This is a genomic window from Halomonas bluephagenesis, from assembly GCF_054790765.1.
Map to the genome: position 1 here is coordinate 4,037,916 of NZ_CP133631.1, position 18,285 is coordinate 4,056,200.

The following is an 18,285-nucleotide window of genomic DNA, read 5'->3' on the forward strand; positions in this document are numbered from 1 at the left end:
ATCATATTATTCATCCTAACGTTTTCCATAAATTTTGGTTATCAAATGCTGCGTTGCCTGGTGAAATCAGGTTCAAAACAGCGGTATTGGAAGAGTTTAGAACAACCTCACTTAGGCGCGAGATAAAAAAAGCGAGCTAATGCTCGCCTTAAAATGTGAATTTTATGAAATCAATTGCGCGCAGGAGTTCTCATCGTTACAAATTCTTCCGCCCCTGTTGGATGAATACCTATTGTGCGATCAAAGTCTTCTTTTGTAAGCCCCGCTCTGACCGCAATGGCGATCCCCTGGATGAGTTCACCTGCCTCATCACCTACCATATGGGCTCCAACGACAACGTCCGTTGCATCATCAACGATTAGCTTCATTAAGGTGCGTTCTTGACTACCTGACAATGTGTGTTTCATTGCTTTAAAGTCCGCACGATAAACACGAATTTTGCCAATGTTTTCTCTGGCAGCCTCCTCAGATAGCCCTACCGTTCCGATATTCGGATGGCAAAAACCAGCCGTAGGAATCGTGGCGTAGTCCAGCGGTTTAGGCAGTATATCTTTGAAGTGAATATCGACTAGCTGCATCGCCTCAGCTAGCGCTACAGGCGTCAGCTCAGGCCCCTGGGTTAAATCGCCAAGCGCCAAAATAGAAGGGACCGACGTCTCATAGCGGTCATTCACCGGTATTTTGCCATGGCTATCTAGATGAATACCCAACGCTTCAAGCCCTAGCCCCTGCGTATTGGCATTACGCCCTGTCGCGGCCAAAACGGCATCTACCTCTTGGACATCACCGTTAGTTAAGTACACGTTAAACGCAGCGCCGTTGGGTTCAATCCGTTCAATATTGGTATTGAAATGAAGATTGACGCCTTTTTTGCTCATTTCATCCCGGGTAAAAGCACGGACTTCTTCATCAAACCCTTTTAGAAAAAGGTCTCCACGATAAATCAAATGCGTTTCGCTTCCGAGGCCGTTAAAAATACTCGCGAACTCAACCGCAATATAGCCACCACCCAAAACGAGAAAACGATCTGGAAAAGTATCAAGATCAAATATTTGATTTGAAGTGACTGTATATTCACTGCCAGGAAAATCAGGCACCCATGGCCAGCCACCTGTAGCCAGCAGTATCTTTTGCGCGGTTACTTGGGTAACACCCTCCTCTGAGGTCAATGAAACTGTGTGTTCATCTTTCACGGTTGCTCTAGCATGAAGCAACACGACACCAGCGCCCTCTAACATTCGCTGATAAATGCCATTTAACCGTTTTATCTCACTGGTTTTATTATCGCGTAGCACTGACCAGTCAAAGGTGGCCGGTCCTGGCAACTGCCATCCAAAGCCCGCTGCATCATCAAAGCTATCGTGAAAGTGAGCCGCATAGGAGTATAGCTTTTTAGGAACGCAGCCGACATTGACACAGGTACCGCCCAAGTAGCGATCTTCTACTATGGCAACTCTGGCACCGGTTGCTGCTGCCATTCGTGCCGCACGCACACCACCTGAGCCTGCCCCTACCACTAGTAAATCGTATTCATATTCCGCATTTGCTGCCATGTGCTGCTCCTATCCTGAACCACTACTTGTACTTGTCGATCATGTACTTGCCAATAACGACCATAAAGCACAAAGATTGACCTTAGATTCTGAGAAGGTTAAAAACGCTCTCTCTGTATCCTAGTTTGCTCTATCTTGAATCTAACAGCTCCTAACCTGTGACGGAGATTTAATGTCTAACTCTATTGAGACACTGCTTGATAATAATCGCGCCTGGGCAGAGCGTATGTGTGAGGAAGACCCCGACTACTTTAAACGGTTGTCCAATCAGCAAAATCCCGATTACCTCTGGATTGGTTGTTCTGACAGCCGTGTACCTGCTAACCAGATCATTGCCCTTCCGCCAGGCGAAGTTTTTGTCCATCGTAATGTCGCCAACCTTCTCCACCATACCGACATGAACGCACTATCTGTTGTGCAGTTTGCGGTGGATGTACTTAAGGTCAGCCACATTATGATTGTGGGGCATTATGGTTGTGGTGGCATTAAAGCGGCGGTGACAGGTGGCGAATGCGGTGTCGTCGATTACTGGCTGCATTCAGTGCGCGAACAGTATAACCGCCACCGTGATTCGCTTGAACACTTACCAATGGAAGAGCAGATTGATCGCATGTGCGAATTGAACGTTAAGGCTCAAGTTAACAGATTATGCCGAACCAAAATTCTGCAACGCGCCTGGCAGAGAGGCCAGAATATTTCAGTGCATGGCTGGGTCTATGGTTTGAGCGACGGCCGCGTAAAAGATCTGAAGTGCACCATAACAGGCCTGGAGCAGGTTGAACCCCTTTATCGTATCGACCGCCTTCAACAAAGCGACTGACAATATCTGCGCCTATCGCTATTAGTTATATCCATCTTGGTTAATTATAGCGGTAGGCGCGATGGCAGCTCTTACAGCTTAAACCAACATCAGAAAATGCTCGCGTGGCCGCGCGATAATCCTCTTGCTCGGCCGCATCAACCAACACCGCTACTTTTTGTTCAAGATCCGTGAAGCCTGCTGCAAAATCTTCCCACTCTTCCCAGATTTCTGGACGGGCGTCGGACCCACGCCCATGTGTACCGACAATAAACGCGGGCAAAAAATGAGCTTGGGTAGCTTGTTCCTGAAGCGTTGCTAAACGCGGCGCGGCCCCGCGAGCATCTTGATTATTCACCAAGTCAAAACGCAGCTGACGAAGCAGCCTCTCAAGCTCTTTTAATTCATCTTGACGCCATATGACCGCTTCACGCTCACTTGTAAACGGACTCTCTTCAACCGTTTGTGGCATAGGTGGCGCTGCGTCTTCAGCTACTGATATTTCTTCTGCCATGGCATGCGCAGCAATTGAACCAGAGACAGTCAGGGCCCAAAGCGAAGGCATGAGCCATGAGCGTTTTAAGGTATGTGGCATTTTGCTGACCTTGTGATGGATTATTTGGCCCTTCTCACCACGACTAACCGATGGGACACGTAACGCCAGTACCTTTGAGTCCACAGTAACCAGTCGGGTTTTTGTCCAAGTACTGCTGATGATAAGCCTCCGCATAGTAAAAAACATTCAGTGGCTTGATCTCGGTAGTAATAGCACCGCGGCCAGCTTTGTCGAGTGCCTTTTGATAGGCATCGACACTCTTTTCAGCAGCGATCAACTGGGCATCCGTCGTAGTGAAAATAGCAGAACGGTACTGGCTACCCACATCGTTGCCTTGGCGATTTCCTTGAGTAGGGTCGTGCTGTTCCCAAAAAATTTGCAACAGCGTATCCAGTGATGTGGTGCTCGGATCGTATACCACCCTAACTACCTCGGTATGGCCTGTTTGTCCCGTGCAGGTTTCTTGGTAAGTTGGGTTTTGTGTTTCGCCCCCGGCATAGCCTGCGGCAGTTACGTAAACCCCCGGCACTTGCCAGAACAGGCGCTCAACGCCCCAAAAGCACCCCATTCCTAAGACGATTTCCTCATGCCCTTCTGGAAAAGGAGGATGGAGCGAGTGACCAGTAACGGTATGCACACGACTCGTTTCAAGCGGCGTTTCGCGGCCAAGTGGTGCTGAGCTTGCTTTAGAAAATAGCGTCATAACGCCCTCTTATTGCCGTGGATAAATAGCAGGGTCACCTGATCGAGTGAAGGTGTAAATTAAGTCGACGGCTTGGTTAGCACCCGATACTGCCTGCACGTACAGATTACGCCAAAGTGTGTAGCGTAGCGTCAGTTCTGCAATGGGCGAGAAAATACCAACACCGTAGCTAATTCGGATGTCGTCGGTTAACTGCCCAGTAAGTGCTACTTGGCTGTTGTCACCTGCCCCAGTGGTATCCAAGGTTAAGTCGCTAATGCCAAACGCTTCCCCGATAGAACCAACCGCTCCGCCTGTTCGGCCAAGAGACATTCCAATTAAGGCGGTGGTAAGGGCGCTATCAATTCCTCCACCAGAAGCATCGGGTGCACGCCCTCTTAATAGATACGACAACGCACGGGTTTCATCCATTCCTGGCTCAGAAAAAATTAATATGTTGGGCTCTTCTGCATTGCCACTGACCCTAAGGCCAGCAATAACCTCATCTTCTGTGATTTCTGGGTTACGAATCGCCTCGAAATCTAGAATTGGAAGCCCAGGAGGCCCGCTAAATATCAGCTGTCCACGGCGTATCAACAGGTCTTGGCTAAAGGCTTGAAAGCGGCCATCCACTAGATTGACATCACCGAACAGCTGAAGTCCGCCGCTATCCTGACGAATCTCTAGTGTGCCACCTAACCTAGAATTAAGCCCATATGCTGAGATTTGCATATCACGCCCCAGCGTTAGTGTGATGAGCACGTCAAGGGCCATTCCTGATTGTGATAACTCGTCAGCTGCGCTTGGCTCGCCACTGGCTGCCCGTTGCTGGGCCACCCGCTCAGCTTCTCGGTCATCACGCTCGGTGATAATGATTTCATCACTGCTTGGGCTAACGGCTGAGGCAGGAAGATCGCCAACCTCCAAGCGCGCCCATGGCAAATCGACATTACCCCGCACTTGTAGGCGATCTGGTGTCACTCGAATGCGAATATCAGGTGCTGCTTCTAAGCGTCCAAATTGTGGCAAAACGATTAATAGTGGTTCTTGGATGGCGTTAACATCGACACCAATACGCCAGTCGTCATCAGCAGGCCAATAAGCATCACCGGTGATATTTAAGCGGCCACGTTCAGCAGCAACAAAACCATTTATGTCCCCTCGCTCGCCGTCAAAAGCAACGATTAGCTCGCCATCTTTGATATCGATAGGAATATCCGGGCCATGAACACTTAAATTGCGAAGAGCAAGCTGCCCCTGTAAATCTGGCTGACTGGTTGTTCCAGCAATCTGTATACGGCCATTTAGGTTACCTTCTAAACGATCCATACCCACCACCAATGGGCGATAGGGCGTTAAAGAAATCTCTTGAGCTCGTAGCTCGCCATTTAGACCACCACGACCAAGTGGGTCGCTGATGGCAAGATCAAGGGCAAGCTCGCCAGCATCCTCAAATGACAACACAATATCGGCATCCGCCTGAGCTTGGTTGGCTTCCAGCTGCGTGTTTAAACGAATCACAGGAAGTTGTACAGGCTGACCATAATCGTTAACCGCAGTAATCGCCAACTCGCTTAATACTTGAACATCCGCTTGCCACTGCGCTCCCCCTTGGCGCCAAGCTGCAACGACATCTGCCGTTGTGTCACCTTCAAAGCTCCACTCTTCCGGCAGTAAAGGCTCAAGTGTTTCCATCGGCACTTCCCTGACACTTAGCACCATACGCCCTTGGTCAGCCGATGCGGTAACCGGCTCTTCCGAACAAACAATTCCGCCTTCTTCACGACGCACACAGAAAGGTGAAAGTTGTGCTTGGCCGTTAGTAAGGTTGTAACGAATATCAAGAGGGTCTTCTAGACGCAGGTTGCCATACTCAGAGTCGATTTCCAGTGGTGTTAGTTGGCCTTGGTACTGCTGTGCTTGTTGATCAAAACGACCATCTATAGATACAAGCGCACGGCTTAGCATGTTATTGGCTTGACCGTCGACACTGACAGTGAGTGTATGCTGTGATAGACGACCGCTAAGCTCGAGGGCAATATTTGAAAATGCCTGCCCCCCTGCATTGACTTGCTGCAAGCCAAGGTCAATGTCTAGCGTCGGGTCATCGATACCTTCAATGTTACTGGTCAGTGATAAGGCTTCAATACGGTTTTCGGCAAACCGTAGGTCGCGGCCGGTTAATTCGGCAGCCACACTGGGTTGGCTAATGCTACCTCTGGCAAGAATATTCCCTGTCAAGGTCCCCGCCAAGTCTGGATGCAGCGTTTGTAATTGCCGCAATGCAATCTCTGCATCTAGCGACATTGCTTGCTCACTAACCTGACCAGAGGCCGTTAATCGATTATCACCCTGAGTGAAAAGGAGTTCTTGAATATCAACTTCAAGCGCACTATTAGCCTCTAAGGAGGCCTGTAATGTCAGAGGATACTCTTGGAGCTCCCCTTCAATGTCGAGTACCGGAAGACTGACTTCCCACAGGTCGCCCGTTTGGCGCACGCTAGCGACAATATCGCCACTTAGATTGCCATTGAGCTGTTCGACAAAGTGTGACGGATCAAATTGATCCAGGCGGATGGTGGTGTCGACTTGAAGTGACGATGCCCAGTTGACTTCACCTTCGCTGCTAAGTGAACTGTCATCAATCGAGAGGGTTAGCGGCGTCCAGCGGAACGATGAAAGATCTCCGTCGCCACTGAGTCGAATATTGGTAAGCGGAACTTGAGGACCTTGGGCGCTTAAAGCGAGTGTAGTCTGGTACGCTTCCAAGTTGCCACTGGCGACGATGTCTATATCTTCCGCTATGTAGGGCGCTTCTGCTGGTTCATCGCTGCTTGGCTGTGCGAGTGGCCACTGCAAGCGGTCACTTTGCAGGCGTATCTCAAAGGGCAGCGTCGGTGCCAGCGCATCGACTTGAGCATTTAGTGTTGCATTAACGATACCAGACGCTTCTAAACTGGCTGTTAGCTCATCTAGTGATCCCGATAGCTCCAAAACAAGCTCTTCGCCACTTAGCTCAGGAAATATCTCGGGTAGAAACAAGGTTGACGTTAATCGTGCATCTAACGGATAGCTGCCTGACAATGTGGCGTTAGCCGTTAAGTTTGCCTCAGCATCAGGAGTGAGCAGCTCTAATGAGCTGAGGGCTATTTGATTACCTTGGGCACTGACAACGATTGCTAAGCGTTCAACCTGATAATCGACCGCCCCATTGACAGAAAAGTCAGTCACGGTGAGTGATGCTAAGTTGATATCAATAGGGAGCATTATCTCGGGTAGCTCAATTCGCTCCCGCGCTGCTAACGCCTCTGCCGCTTGATCAGGTTCTACTATAACGGGCTGAGTAACCAGGACAGCACCATCAATGCCCTCTGGCTCTAACGGCGTCTGGATGCCTTGTGTTAGTTGAGTGCCCGCGGAGGGTGGTAAATACAGCGTTGGTCGCAAAAGCTTGGTAGGTGCGATATTGACCAGGTTTTGCTGTGCTGTAATCGCGGTTGAAAACGAATCCCAGCTGACTCGTGTTCCATCAGCCAGCTGTAGCTGAACGTTATTTAACTCAACCGAGCGTAGCTCAATAGGGAACGGAAGTTGGATGCTAGGCGGCCCATCTGACTCTGGTGATTCAGGTTCCGTTTCAGTGCTCTCGCCCAAACGTATATCCGCTCCCTCTAGATGAAATCTGTCCAGGCAAAGCTTACCTGACAGCACGCAATCTTCAGCCCAGGCTAGCTCTAGGCTGTCGACGTTGACATGTGTCTCGCCAAGCGATAATTGGAAGCCACGCAATGCAAAATGGTCAAGCAGTGCGCCTTCTTGATGTTCATATGTGAAGAACCCACGCTGCTCACCTTGAGAAAACAATTGGCCAGTTCCCCAAGGAGAGAGCGCAACGCCGAGTAGCAAAGCGACCAAACCAAATAGCCATAACGGCAGCACAATAACTAACCGCACTAGACTCCACAGAAACAGTCCAACGCGATGTTTAACTGAGAGCGGTTGACGCTTAGTGGATGCCGCTGTTTCAACCCTAGTCAAAATGCTCTCCTAAAATTCCGGTCCGATGGAAAAATGCAGGCGCCAATCGTCTTCATCGTCAAATGGGTGTGCTACGTCAAGTCGAATAGGCCCCACAGGCGAGATCCAGCGTACGCCGACCCCTGCGCCCGTTTTTAACTCCTCTGGCCCCCAGTTATCGAAGGCATCTCCGCTATCGACAAAAGTTGCTCCCCACCAGTCTCCTGAGACTCGACGCTGGTACTCGAGTGTCGAGGTCAACATTTGCTGGCCGCCACGTAAGCGCCCTTCTTCATTTCGGGGGGATAGGCTTTCGTAGGAATAACCACGAACACTTCGGTCACCGCCTGCAAAAAAGCGCAGCGATGGAGGCAGCTTATCGAAATTGTCTGTTTCGATAGCGCCGATACTTAGCCTTGCTGAGAAACGGTTGTCATCGCCGATTGTTCGGATCCATTCGGTGTCGCCTGTTACACGCGTAAATTGGGCATCGGATCCCCATAAGGTGTCTGAATACTCGATCGATAGCTGTTGTCGATCTCCCCACAGGGGGAACCGCTGAGGGCGTGTTCTTGCACGAGACCATTGAATGCCTGGATAGAACAGTAACACCTCATCTGACACCCCCCCTTGGGTAAAGTCTTCGTAGGTGGTACGGAAGTAAAGTGTTTGCACCCAGCGGTTTTCGAACTCCCATCGACGAGCTATTTCCACCGTGCCTTCTAACGACTGAGTATCCCCGTCATCTAAGTTACGCACGCCATACTGCAGGCGATAGCTATCGCGTAACGGATTATCTAACGGGATATTATAGGTGCCTGTAAAACGCTGGTCGGGTGCTGAAATATACAAATCATGATTCAGACTATGACCAAAGCGGTTAATCCATGGCTGTTTCCAGCCAAAACGCATGCGTGGCCCCACATCGGTTGCAAAGCCAACCCCCACTTCGAATTGATGCCGGTCAGCAGGTTCTACATTGACGTCAATAGGTAAGTTTGTATTGTCGCGTTGGCTAAGGCTAAGTGCACTGGCAAATGCTGCGCTGGAAAGTCGGGGGCGCTGGGGTTGCGACGCCGTTGCCTCATCCCACCATGGAGAGCCAGTTGGTGGCGCTAGCGTTAGCTCTTGTGCAGTCTCAAGTCTTGGCCGAACCGATACCGAGCTAAACCAGCCTGTTTCTGCTAGACGCTGGTTATAAAGAGCCACGGATTCGGCGAGATAAGGCTCGCCCGCTTCAAATGTCCGCATTTTCCGCAAACGGTCTGGCTCAATATGGCTGCCTGAAATAGACGTGTTACCAAATTGGTAGCGCGGACCACTGTCGAAATCCATGTAGAGGCGAGCGCTTTCTAGATATGGCCTTATTTCCATTCGGCGATCAGTGAACCCCCAGTCAAAATAACCACGTTCAAGTGCTAAGCCTGAAAACTGGTTGCCCAGCCGATCCCACGGGGCATGGCGTAATGTATCGCCTTCCTTTAAGGGAAATGCATCAAGGGCTTCTTGAAACGGAGGGTCATCACTTGCTTCACCGACGATATTGACAGAAAGAACGTCGATTTTGACCTGCGAGCCGGGCTCGATACGAAGCGTGATGGGAGAGCTATCAACCTCAACGGTAATGTCTGGTTCATAATAGCCGAAGACGCGCATCGCTTCTCGCGCACGTTTACGTATTTCACCTTCTAATCTGACATCGGTGTACTGGTCTTCGTCAATATTTTGTAAATAGGCATCAATATTGGCTTCCACTTCACTGCTGACACCATTGATGGAAGCGTTGAGTGCCCATAAGGGAGCTGACCACGTTACAAGAAGTGGTAAAACCACCCCTCGAGTCGCTTCTTTAACGGTAGGCCATCGCCGTTTTCTTTCCATGCTGTTCATCCCTAACCAAATCAGCGACTCGGTGGCTTTATTACCAATTGCCATGCTACCGACAATTTCTAACAGTGCATTTCTAGCGGAGCATTTCCATCTGAGCACTAAATGCCAGTTGGGCTTGCCGCACTTGACGGATATCACTCTCTAAAGTGTTTAACCGTTGTGCCCATTGCTGCTCGAGTGCTTGTAAGGCTTCTTGAGTAGCGGCAGTATCAGTGCTGCTTAGAGTTTCGAGGGTTGAGTTTACATCAACAAAGCGCTGATCAATCTCTTCTTGCCATGCTGTAACTTTTGTTGCCAATTCGGTGCTTTCGTTTTCCAACTGAGCAACATCATCTAGTCGGCTTGCAGTCGCAGATAAGCGTTGTGACAGCATTTCTTCGAGGTAAGTTACTTCTTCTGCTAAGTTTTGGCGTCCAGACATGCCCGCTTGCTCAAGCGCATCCAGTGATGTCCTTATGGCTGTGAGCTGTTGGTCACGCAGCGCTGCCTGCTCTTCCAACTGACTAATGCGCTCGGCAATGCCGCTGAGAGCATCGCCATTCACGAGCTCTTCATTAGACGTTAAAAGCCCATACAGCTCTTCGCGGGTGTTTGTCACCGCGACGGCTAATTGCTCCTGTTCTTGGAACAGCGTTGACATCTGTGCTTGTACAAAGGCTATCGCATCTTGTGTATCCGTGTCACCCGAGTCGAGTCTTGCATGGAGATTTGATACTTCTCCACTTACTCGATGAACCTCTTCCAATAAGCGTTCTCTTTCATACCAAAGGCCTGCTGCGGCGGCGCCCAGAGAAATAATAATAAGCACCATCAATAGCCACAATGGCCACAACTTAGGCCCCTTGCGATGACGCAAGTGTTGTGCGGTCAAGCTTTGATCCACATCGGGAACAATGCGAGAAGACGCAGTGCTGTTGGGCATGTTTTTTCCTCAATACGTTGTGGGATCGGCTCGACGCCCGATTCCTCTATATCGTAAGCCACAGCTAGCCACGAAGGCTGGGTCATAAATATTTCGACCATCCAACACCAATTTAGCACTTAACAACGAGGCTAAACGATGCCAGTCAGGGTTCCAATAAGATTTCCACTCAGTCACCAACATCAGTGCGTCGGCTCCTTCACATGCCAGGTAAGGGTCACTGGTAAACGTGGTTAGATCGTTTCGGTCACCGACTGCGGCGTGCAGTGCTGGAGTTGCCGCTGGATCATGAAGATTCACCTTTACGCCTTGTGCCCATAAAGCTGCAAGAAGCGTGAGCACTGGCGCATGATCGATTCGGGTGGTGCCTGGTTTAAAGGCAGCCCCCCATATAGCAATCGTTTTACCTGCTAAATCGCCCTCGAAGAACGTCCATAGCTTCCTAAATAAAGTCTCTTTTTTCTGCTCATTAATGTCCATTACCTGCTCTAGCAGCGCCGAATTACGACCGCTGGCTGACTGGACGTCAGCTAAGCGCATTAAGTCGCGAGAGAAATTGGGGCCGCCAAAACCACAGCCAGGGTATAAATATTCATAGCCAATTCGTGTATCTGCGCCCATGCCCTGACGCACATGTTCAACGTCAACTCCAAGCGTGTCTGCAAGTCCTGCAATCTCGTTCATATAGCTGATACGTGTTGCCAACATGCCATTGATAGCGAGTTTAGTCAGCTCAGCGGCTCTACATGGCATACGCTGGAACACATCATTGCGGCGATTAAAGGCACGCAAAAGCTCACGAGCCACCTGTTCGCCTGTTGCATCATCGCAGCCCAGTAGCCAGCGTGTAGGACGCGTAAAAGAAACCCAGGCCCGCCCTTCTTCAAGGGTATCGGGTAAGGCAACACTACTGTGCTGAGGCCCCATAAGTGCGTGTAGCTGTTCTGTTTCTCCTACTGGGAATGTTGAATTGTTAATTAATACAGCACCGCTGTGGTGCTCAAATATAGGCGCTTCAAGTAGCGCTCTGGCCGCTTGACGCTGGTCAGGTGACAACGCCAGCCAAACCACATCAGGAGAATGAGCCTGCGCTGACGCTTCAATAACCCTCAGTGTTCCATTGGCTAACGCTTGCTCAATATGCGTCATTAACTCAGGTTCGCCGCGCAGCCAATCAGCTTTTAAAAGCTGTGGCCATGGTGCGCTTTCATGCAGCAGCCACTCAACTTGATGGCCTACCCAGGCTAACGCAGCGGCAGCAGTAGCGGCACTGAGTTCACTTCCGTGAAGTAACACTCGCATTCAAAACGCTCCCTGAGAAAATAAAAGTCGCGAAAATAGGGGGTTAAGAGTCATGTCGAGTTCCTTTTCATGCGTTCCTTTCCAGGAGTGGTTAGAATGACATAATACTGAACGACTGGTTGGATGCCACCATCATGCCAACTTACCGACAATGGGAGTTAAAATATGCAAGCGATACCTCAGGATAGCACTACTAATCGCAACCACGACAATGTCGACGCCGCGGAAGTTGCGAAATTTGAAGCACTTGCTAGTCGTTGGTGGGACTCGAAGGGAGAGTTCAAGCCGTTGCACGACATTAACCCATTGCGCCTTGACTTTATTGACGCTCGTGCAGGTTTAGCTGGTAAAAAAGTGCTGGATGTCGGTTGTGGTGGCGGTATTTTAAGCGAATCGATGGCCAATCGAGGGGCTGATGTTACCGGCATTGACCTTGGAGACGCCCCTCTTAACGTTGCTCGACTGCATGCGACAGAAAGCGGTGTATCCGTGGACTATCGGCTGATCAGTGTTGAGGCCCTAGCGGCCGAGCAGCCCGGGCATTATGACGTCGTAACCTGTATGGAAATGCTTGAGCATGTGCCCGACCCCGCATCGGTCATTCGCGCTTGTAGCGAGCTGGTTCGCCCTGGAGGCTACGTGTTTTTCTCGACGCTAAATCGCACCCCTAAATCGTATGCTTTTGCGATTTTAGGTGCTGAGTACGTACTTAAGCTATTGCCGCGTGGCACGCATGATTATGCGAAATTTATACGCCCTTCTGAAATGGCAGCCTGGGCAAGAGTCTCTGATCTCGAGGTTAACGAACAAACTGGACTTACCTATAATCCATTGACTCGTCACTACCGTTTAGTAGCAAACGATGTATCGGTCAATTACATGATGTATTGCCGAAAAGCGAGTCAATAAATGTCAACGTCAATGCCCGAAGCCATACTGTTTGATCTAGACGGAACACTCGTTGACACTGCCCCTGACCTTGCTGAAGCAACGAATGCATTGAGACGGCATCATGGGCTGGCACCGCTCCCCTACGGGCAAATACGCGGCCAGGTTTCTAACGGAGGCAGTGCCTTAGTTACCCTGGCTATTGGCCTTGAAAGTGGTTCCACAGAGCATGATACGGCGCGACAGTATTTGTTAGATAACTATGAACAAGCAGTCGCTGTTCACAGCCGACTATTTGAACCACTTGATCAATGGTTAACCCGCTGGCATTCAGAATCACGTCTATGGGGGATTGTAACGAACAAGCCAAGGCGCTATACCCTTCCGCTACTCGAGGCCCTGGCGCTCACGCCAGGAGCTCTTTTATGTGCGGATGATCTGGCGGTCAAAAAACCAGCCCCAGAACCTCTTTGGGAAGCCGCACGCAGGCTAAACGTGGCACCACAAACATGTTGGTACGTTGGTGACCATATCCGTGATATTGAGGCAGCAAAAGCGGCAGGAATGACGGCAGTCGCGGTTGGTTACGGATATATCAGTGAGGAAGACGATTACCAGCAGTGGCCTGCTGATTTATGGTTTGAAACGTGTCAAGACCTAGTCGATGCACTAACCGCTTTTCATCGATAGTGTTATAAGAAAACGACTATTTAATGAAAGCAGTTAGAACACCGACAAGTGACTCATCAGCAAGCTATGGACAAGGCACGTTACACAAGGCCGTGAAAATATTTAGCGGTGCTAATTTACTTTATTTACTTATCTGCTCATTTGCGCTTATACCCGTGGTGGTTGAGCGTCAAATTTTTGGCCACTGACGCCGGTACTGTCTGGCCCCATAAGCCACAAATAGGTGGGCATTATTTCTTCAGGGGTACGTAGCGTCAATGGATCTTCCCCTGGATAGGCAGCGCGGCGCATTTGGGTGCGCGTTGCACCAGGGTTTAGTGTATTAACTCGCACAGTAGACTGGTTTTCAAGTTCGTCAGCAAGAACTTCTACAAAGCCTTCAGTGGCGAACTTTGAAACCGAGTACGCTCCCCAATAGGCTCGGCCTTTTCGTCCGACACTTGATGAAGTGAAAATCACAGAGGCGTCAGCTGATTGCTGAAGCAGAGGCAGCAACGCTTGGGTCATCCAAATAGGTCCATTGATATTGACCTGCATGACTTGTTCCCACAGCTCTGGGTTGTACTGCTCAAATGGGGTAATTCTTCCTAGTAGGCTAGCGTTATGAAGCAATCCATCTAAGCGGCCAAATTCCTTGTCCAACGTTTCAGCCATATCGTGAAAGTCTTTGAGCGTTGCGCCCTCAAAGTTGAGCGGAAAAATGGCAGGTTGCGGCCCGCCTGCAGCTTCAATTTCATCGTAGACACGCTCGAGCTTAGCAATTGTGCGGCCAAGCAGTATCACGGTTGCCCCATGGCGGGCGTAGGTAAGTGCAGCAGCACGTCCAATTCCATCACCCGCACCGGTTACCAACACGACGCGGTTTTCCAATAGATTGGACGCTGGTTGATAGTCGATTTTGCAGCTCATGAGGTTTCCTTGATGCAAAAGTGTAAACAGTCGTTATCCTGCAGACTGACGTAAAAAGTCGTTTGCAAGTCCTGCAGCGCTACTCTGCGGATAATCATCACGTACTTGTTCCAGTAGTTCACGACTTCGCTCAGCCTCGCCCTGTCGTGCTTTTACTAACCCTAGCTTATAAAGCGCATCGGGTACTTTGCTGCTGCCGCTGTACTGCTCGATCACGCGGCTGAATGACGCATCAGCATCGCTTAGTTCGCCTTCAGCGGCATAGAGTTCACCTAGCCAGTAATGTCCGTTCGCAGTCAGACTGGTGTCGGGATGATCAGTGACAAATGCTTTAAACGCATTGATCGCATCTTTAAATTGACGTGCTTGAACGTGGGCAAACGCTGCTTGATAGTCTGCTTGAGCATCTTCGCTGACGTTTCGACCAGAAGGTGCATTGGCGACTTGCTCTGCCGCCTCAGGCTCTACTGCAGGAGTAGATTGTTCAATTTGACTAGGACCGCTATTCATCAAACGGTCTTCAATATCCAGGTATTGCTGCTGTGACTGTCGGCGAAGCTGCTCTAACTGGTGTCGAAGCTCTTCAATTTGGCCACGTAGCTGCTGGATTTCTTTCTGGTGTTCTTGCACTTGGTTAAAGAGTACCAAGTTGCCACCAGATGATTCTTGGCGTTGAGTTTGCTGATAAAAACCACTCGATCCGCTTGATAAGTCTTGAACGAGGGGCTGTTGACCAAAGGCCGTCAAGGGCAATACGGACAGCGGGAGCACTATGGCTCCCGCACCGCACAGCCTCTCAAGATAACGTTTGAGACTGTGATTCATGATGACTCCAATCATTACTTAGTTAGCGTACCTAGCACCTAGCCTCAATACTTACTTAATGCTTATAGTACTTAATATTCAGCAACTAGGTACGCTAATGCCATCAGTAGTTAAAGACGACGCGACGGTTTTGAGAGTAGGCACTTTCGCCTTGACCGCTAGCTGCCGGACGCTCTTCACCGTAGCTCACAACGCTCATTTGCGAAGGAGACACGCCTTGAATATTTAAGAACCGCTGAACAGCACCGGCACGACGCTCACCAAGAGCCATGTTGTATTCGCGGGTGCCACGTTCGTCGGTGTGACCATGCAGTACAACTTGAGCGCCTGGGTTAGCACGCAGATAGCGAGCGTGAGCCATGACTACTGATTCGTACTCACCTTTGATAGTGTCACGGTCGAAATCAAAATAGATGGTACGGACTTCTGGAATGCGAGAATCAGCTTGTTGACCAGCGCCTGCGCCGGAACCAGACGTAGAACCGTACTGGCCACCAGTGCCAACACCTGAGGTGCTAGATCCCATGCTGCTGCCATCCTGGCTTCCATAAGAGTCACCGTCCTGGGTTCCGCCGGTGCTGGAACAGCCCGCGATAACTACGATAGATAGCGCTACTGCCAATGAGCGAGCCAACGGTTTAAGTTGCATAATCAGACTCCTTGCCTGAAAACAAAAAATTAATACTTTTCGTCAATCAATTTAAAAAAGGTGACCACGCGGGATCGCGGACATCACCTTGCGCTGCGGGTAATCTAAATGACGAGCGGCCATCCGCTGAAACGGCACTTAACACCCCATTACTACCCTGTTGGGTAGCGAAGATTACCATGGTCCCGTTCGGCGCAACACTAGGAGATTCATCTCTTGTTGTTTCACTTATCACAACAAGGCGTCCTCCATCACGATCTTGCCGCGCAACTTGGTATCCACGGCTGGAACGGTGGATCAAAAAGATGTGCTCACCGTCAGGTGAATAACGCGCCCGAGCATTGTAGTTGCCGGTAAATGTAATGCGCTTTGCTTCACCACTACCTAACGAGTACTCATAAATTTGCGGCCCGCCGCTCCGGTCAGAAGTAAATATTAGACTACGTCCATCGGGCGCCCAAGCTGGTTCAGTATCAATGCTACTGTTTTGAGTAATACGTTCTACTGAGCGATTATTGATATCTAGGATATAAATTTCTGGCTGCCCATCCTTAGATAGTGACATAGCGATGCGTCGGCCATCAGGCGACCATGTGGGAGCACCATTGATACCTTCGAAAGAGTTTGCTTGTATCCGCTGTCCAGTCGAAACATCTTGAATATAAATAGCAGGGCGTTCTGTTTCGAAGGATACGTAAGCCAGTTTCCGGCCATCGGGAGACCACGCCGGCGACATGATCGGTTGGTCAGAAGTAAGTATTTGTTTGCTATTACGCCCATCCGCATCGGCCACATACAAGCCGAATTGCATATTATCGCCCAATCCTTGAGCGGTTACGTAAGCAATTCGCGTTGAGAAAGCACCCCGGATATCAGTAATTTCTTCAAAAATTTGATCGCTAATATAGTGAGCAGCGCCACGTAAATCATTCGCACTCGCAGTGACCGCTTCGCCTATCATGCGACGCTGCCCACTGATATCCATTAGCTCAAATTGAATCTGATAACCGCTGTCTGTCTGTTGCGCACGACCTACCACTAAATATCGCACATCTAGCGAACGCCAAGTGCCAAATTCCACATCACCCGCTTGGCTTGGCCTATCAAACATAGCATTACGTTCTAAGGGCGCAAAAAAACCGCTGCGTTCGAGATTGTCCTGGATGATTTGAGCCACGTCTTCAGGCATGTTGTCGCCGCCTGCAAAGGGAACAATACCAATCGGTAAGGCCTGGTCGCTCCCTCGTGTTATTTCAATAGTTAGGTTTGCGTTTGCAGTTGCGTAACTACTAACGAATAGCAGTACGCAAACCAGCCACACTTTGCTCATGGTTTGCATCAGCGAACATCCCCCGGGGTAAATCGCAGATTAAATTGACGTAAGTTACGCTGCTGCTCTGCGGGCAAATCCCTCAGCTCGCTGAACGGTGCAGCGTGTTCAACAGCCTGCATAGCAGACCGGTCAAAGGCACTATCACCGCTGGATGAAGCGATAGTGGTTAAAAGTACTTCTCCTGACGGGCCAAGTCTTACTTGAATCGTAGCACTCATCGTGTCACTGGCGCCTGCTGGAATTAACCATGCCTGCTCTACCGCGCGACGCACAATATTAATAAAACTATTCGCTGCTTGCTGAGCCTGCTGTGCATTAGCAGCAGCCTGAGCCTCTCCCTCTAGCTGACGCTGCCTAGCCGCCTCGGCTTCACGCTGGCGTTGGGCTTCTGCCTCCGCTTCGCGCTGGCGTTGGGCTTCTGCCTCAGCTTCGCGCTGGCGTTGGGCTTCTGCCTCAGCTTCGCGCTGGCGTTGGGCTTCTGCCTCAGCTTCGCGCTGGCGTTGGGCTTCTGCCTCAGCTTCGCGCTGGCGTTGGGCTTCTGCCTCAGCTTCGCGCTGGCGTTGGGCTTCTGCCTCAGCTTCGCGCTGGCGCTGGGCTTCTGCCTCAGCTTCACGCTGGCGCTGGGCTTCTGCCTCGGCTTCACGCTGGCGTTGGGCTTCTGCCTCGGCTTCGCGCTGGCGTTGGGCTTCTGCCTCAGCTTCACGCTGGCGCTGGGCTTCTGCCTCGGCTTCACGCTGGCGCTGGGCTTCTGCCTCGGCTTCACGCTGGCGCTGGGCTTCTGCCTCGGCTTCACGTTGGGCATCTTCTCGGGCCTGAGCTTCTACTTCCTGCTGTTCTGCTAGACGCTGAGCTTCTTCTTCTCTGCGCTGCGCTTCAGCTTCGGCTTGAGCTTGAGCCTCTTGTAGCTCGCGTGCCTGCTCCTCTGCGCGCGCTTCAGCTTCTTCTCTAGCAGCGGCTTCAGCGGCTTGCTGTTGTAGTGCTTCCTGCTCGCTTGTGTCAGGTTCAGGCGCTGGTTCAGCTTCGTCGGGTTCGGTTGAACTATTGAGTGCGGCTTGCTGCTCTGTCGCCTGCTGAGCCTGATCGGTAAATGTCTCAGTGCTGACGAGTGTCGCTTGCACAATTGAAGAAGAGTCTGGTTCTGCCGTTGAACTTGGCAGACTAACCAGACTAAAAAACACAACCAATAAATGCACCGCAACCGCTAGGACTGTAGGCCAAGTATAGCCAACATCCTGTGGGTCACGTGGTGGTTTAACTGCCATTTGCGCGC

At 50.6% G+C, this 18,285-nt stretch carries 15 protein-coding genes; 3 read left to right on the forward strand and 12 right to left on the reverse strand.

The window, feature by feature from the left end:
• Positions 1-170: 170 nt before the first annotated feature.
• Positions 171-1,553 (reverse strand): glutathione-disulfide reductase, encoded by a 1,383-nt coding sequence (gene gorA / locus REH51_RS18425; protein ID WP_498936530.1) that lies wholly within the window; start codon positions 1,551-1,553, stop codon positions 171-173.
• A 172-nt stretch (positions 1,554-1,725) separates the two neighbouring features.
• Between gorA and can the strand changes: the two genes are divergently transcribed.
• The gene (gene can / locus REH51_RS18430) at positions 1,726-2,373 is read left to right on the forward strand and encodes a carbonate dehydratase (protein ID WP_498936532.1); all 648 of its coding nucleotides are present in this window, start codon (positions 1,726-1,728) and stop codon (positions 2,371-2,373) included.
• A 40-nt stretch (positions 2,374-2,413) separates the two neighbouring features.
• Here the strand turns inward: can and REH51_RS18435 are convergent, their stop codons facing one another.
• The 6 genes from REH51_RS18435 to REH51_RS18460 form a co-directional block, all read right to left on the reverse strand.
• A complete protein-coding gene (locus tag REH51_RS18435) occupies positions 2,414-2,917 on the reverse strand; it encodes a c-type cytochrome (protein WP_143759778.1) in 504 nt (167 codons plus the stop codon).
• A gap of 73 nt (positions 2,918-2,990) precedes the next feature.
• On the reverse strand, positions 2,991-3,611 hold the full coding sequence (gene msrA, locus REH51_RS18440) for a peptide-methionine (S)-S-oxide reductase MsrA (protein WP_009724430.1): 621 nt from the start codon (positions 3,609-3,611) through the stop codon (positions 2,991-2,993).
• Between the two features lie 9 nt (positions 3,612-3,620).
• Positions 3,621-7,628 (reverse strand): autotransporter assembly complex protein TamB, encoded by a 4,008-nt coding sequence (gene tamB / locus REH51_RS18445; protein ID WP_143759779.1) that lies wholly within the window; start codon positions 7,626-7,628, stop codon positions 3,621-3,623.
• Positions 7,629-7,637: 9 nt separating this feature from the next.
• Positions 7,638-9,488, reverse strand: a complete 1,851-nt coding sequence (tamA, locus tag REH51_RS18450; RefSeq protein WP_498937771.1) for an autotransporter assembly complex protein TamA — start codon at positions 9,486-9,488, stop codon at positions 7,638-7,640.
• Between the two features lie 82 nt (positions 9,489-9,570).
• Positions 9,571-10,419, reverse strand: coding sequence for a hypothetical protein (locus REH51_RS18455; protein ID WP_009724433.1), 849 nt, complete (start codon positions 10,417-10,419; stop codon positions 9,571-9,573).
• A gap of 9 nt (positions 10,420-10,428) precedes the next feature.
• Positions 10,429-11,721 carry a nucleotide sugar dehydrogenase gene (locus REH51_RS18460; protein WP_009724434.1) on the reverse strand — a complete coding sequence of 431 codons (1,293 nt, stop codon included), beginning with the start codon at positions 11,719-11,721 and terminating at the stop codon, positions 10,429-10,431.
• A gap of 165 nt (positions 11,722-11,886) precedes the next feature.
• On the opposite strand from REH51_RS18460, the gene ubiG reads away from it, so the two are divergent.
• Together ubiG and REH51_RS18470 are read left to right on the forward strand one after the other, a co-directional pair.
• Complete coding sequence (gene ubiG, locus REH51_RS18465; protein ID WP_009724435.1) at positions 11,887-12,630, forward strand: bifunctional 2-polyprenyl-6-hydroxyphenol methylase/3-demethylubiquinol 3-O-methyltransferase UbiG; 744 nt, start codon at positions 11,887-11,889, stop codon at positions 12,628-12,630.
• On the forward strand, positions 12,631-13,299 hold the full coding sequence (locus REH51_RS18470) for an HAD-IA family hydrolase (RefSeq protein WP_009724436.1): 669 nt from the start codon (positions 12,631-12,633) through the stop codon (positions 13,297-13,299). It abuts the gene before it with no gap.
• Between the two features lie 147 nt (positions 13,300-13,446).
• Here REH51_RS18470 and REH51_RS18475 read toward each other — a convergent pair whose 3' ends face one another.
• From REH51_RS18475 to tolA, 5 genes are all read right to left on the reverse strand, one after another.
• Positions 13,447-14,208, reverse strand: coding sequence for a YciK family oxidoreductase (locus REH51_RS18475; protein WP_009724437.1), 762 nt, complete (start codon positions 14,206-14,208; stop codon positions 13,447-13,449).
• A 33-nt stretch (positions 14,209-14,241) separates the two neighbouring features.
• Positions 14,242-15,033, reverse strand: coding sequence for a tol-pal system protein YbgF (gene ybgF / locus REH51_RS18480; RefSeq protein ID WP_039869629.1), 792 nt, complete (start codon positions 15,031-15,033; stop codon positions 14,242-14,244).
• A 103-nt stretch (positions 15,034-15,136) separates the two neighbouring features.
• Entirely contained in the window at positions 15,137-15,682 is a 546-nt protein-coding gene (gene pal, locus REH51_RS18485) for a peptidoglycan-associated lipoprotein Pal (protein WP_009724439.1), read from the reverse strand.
• 46 nt (positions 15,683-15,728) lie between these two features.
• On the reverse strand, positions 15,729-17,021 hold the full coding sequence (gene tolB / locus REH51_RS18490) for a Tol-Pal system beta propeller repeat protein TolB (RefSeq protein WP_498936534.1): 1,293 nt from the start codon (positions 17,019-17,021) through the stop codon (positions 15,729-15,731).
• Positions 17,021-18,277 carry a cell envelope integrity protein TolA gene (gene tolA / locus REH51_RS18495; RefSeq protein ID WP_234667784.1) on the reverse strand — a complete coding sequence of 419 codons (1,257 nt, stop codon included), beginning with the start codon at positions 18,275-18,277 and terminating at the stop codon, positions 17,021-17,023. The genes tolB and tolA overlap by 1 nt, the downstream gene beginning before the upstream one ends.
• Between the last annotated feature and the right edge of the window lie 8 nt (positions 18,278-18,285).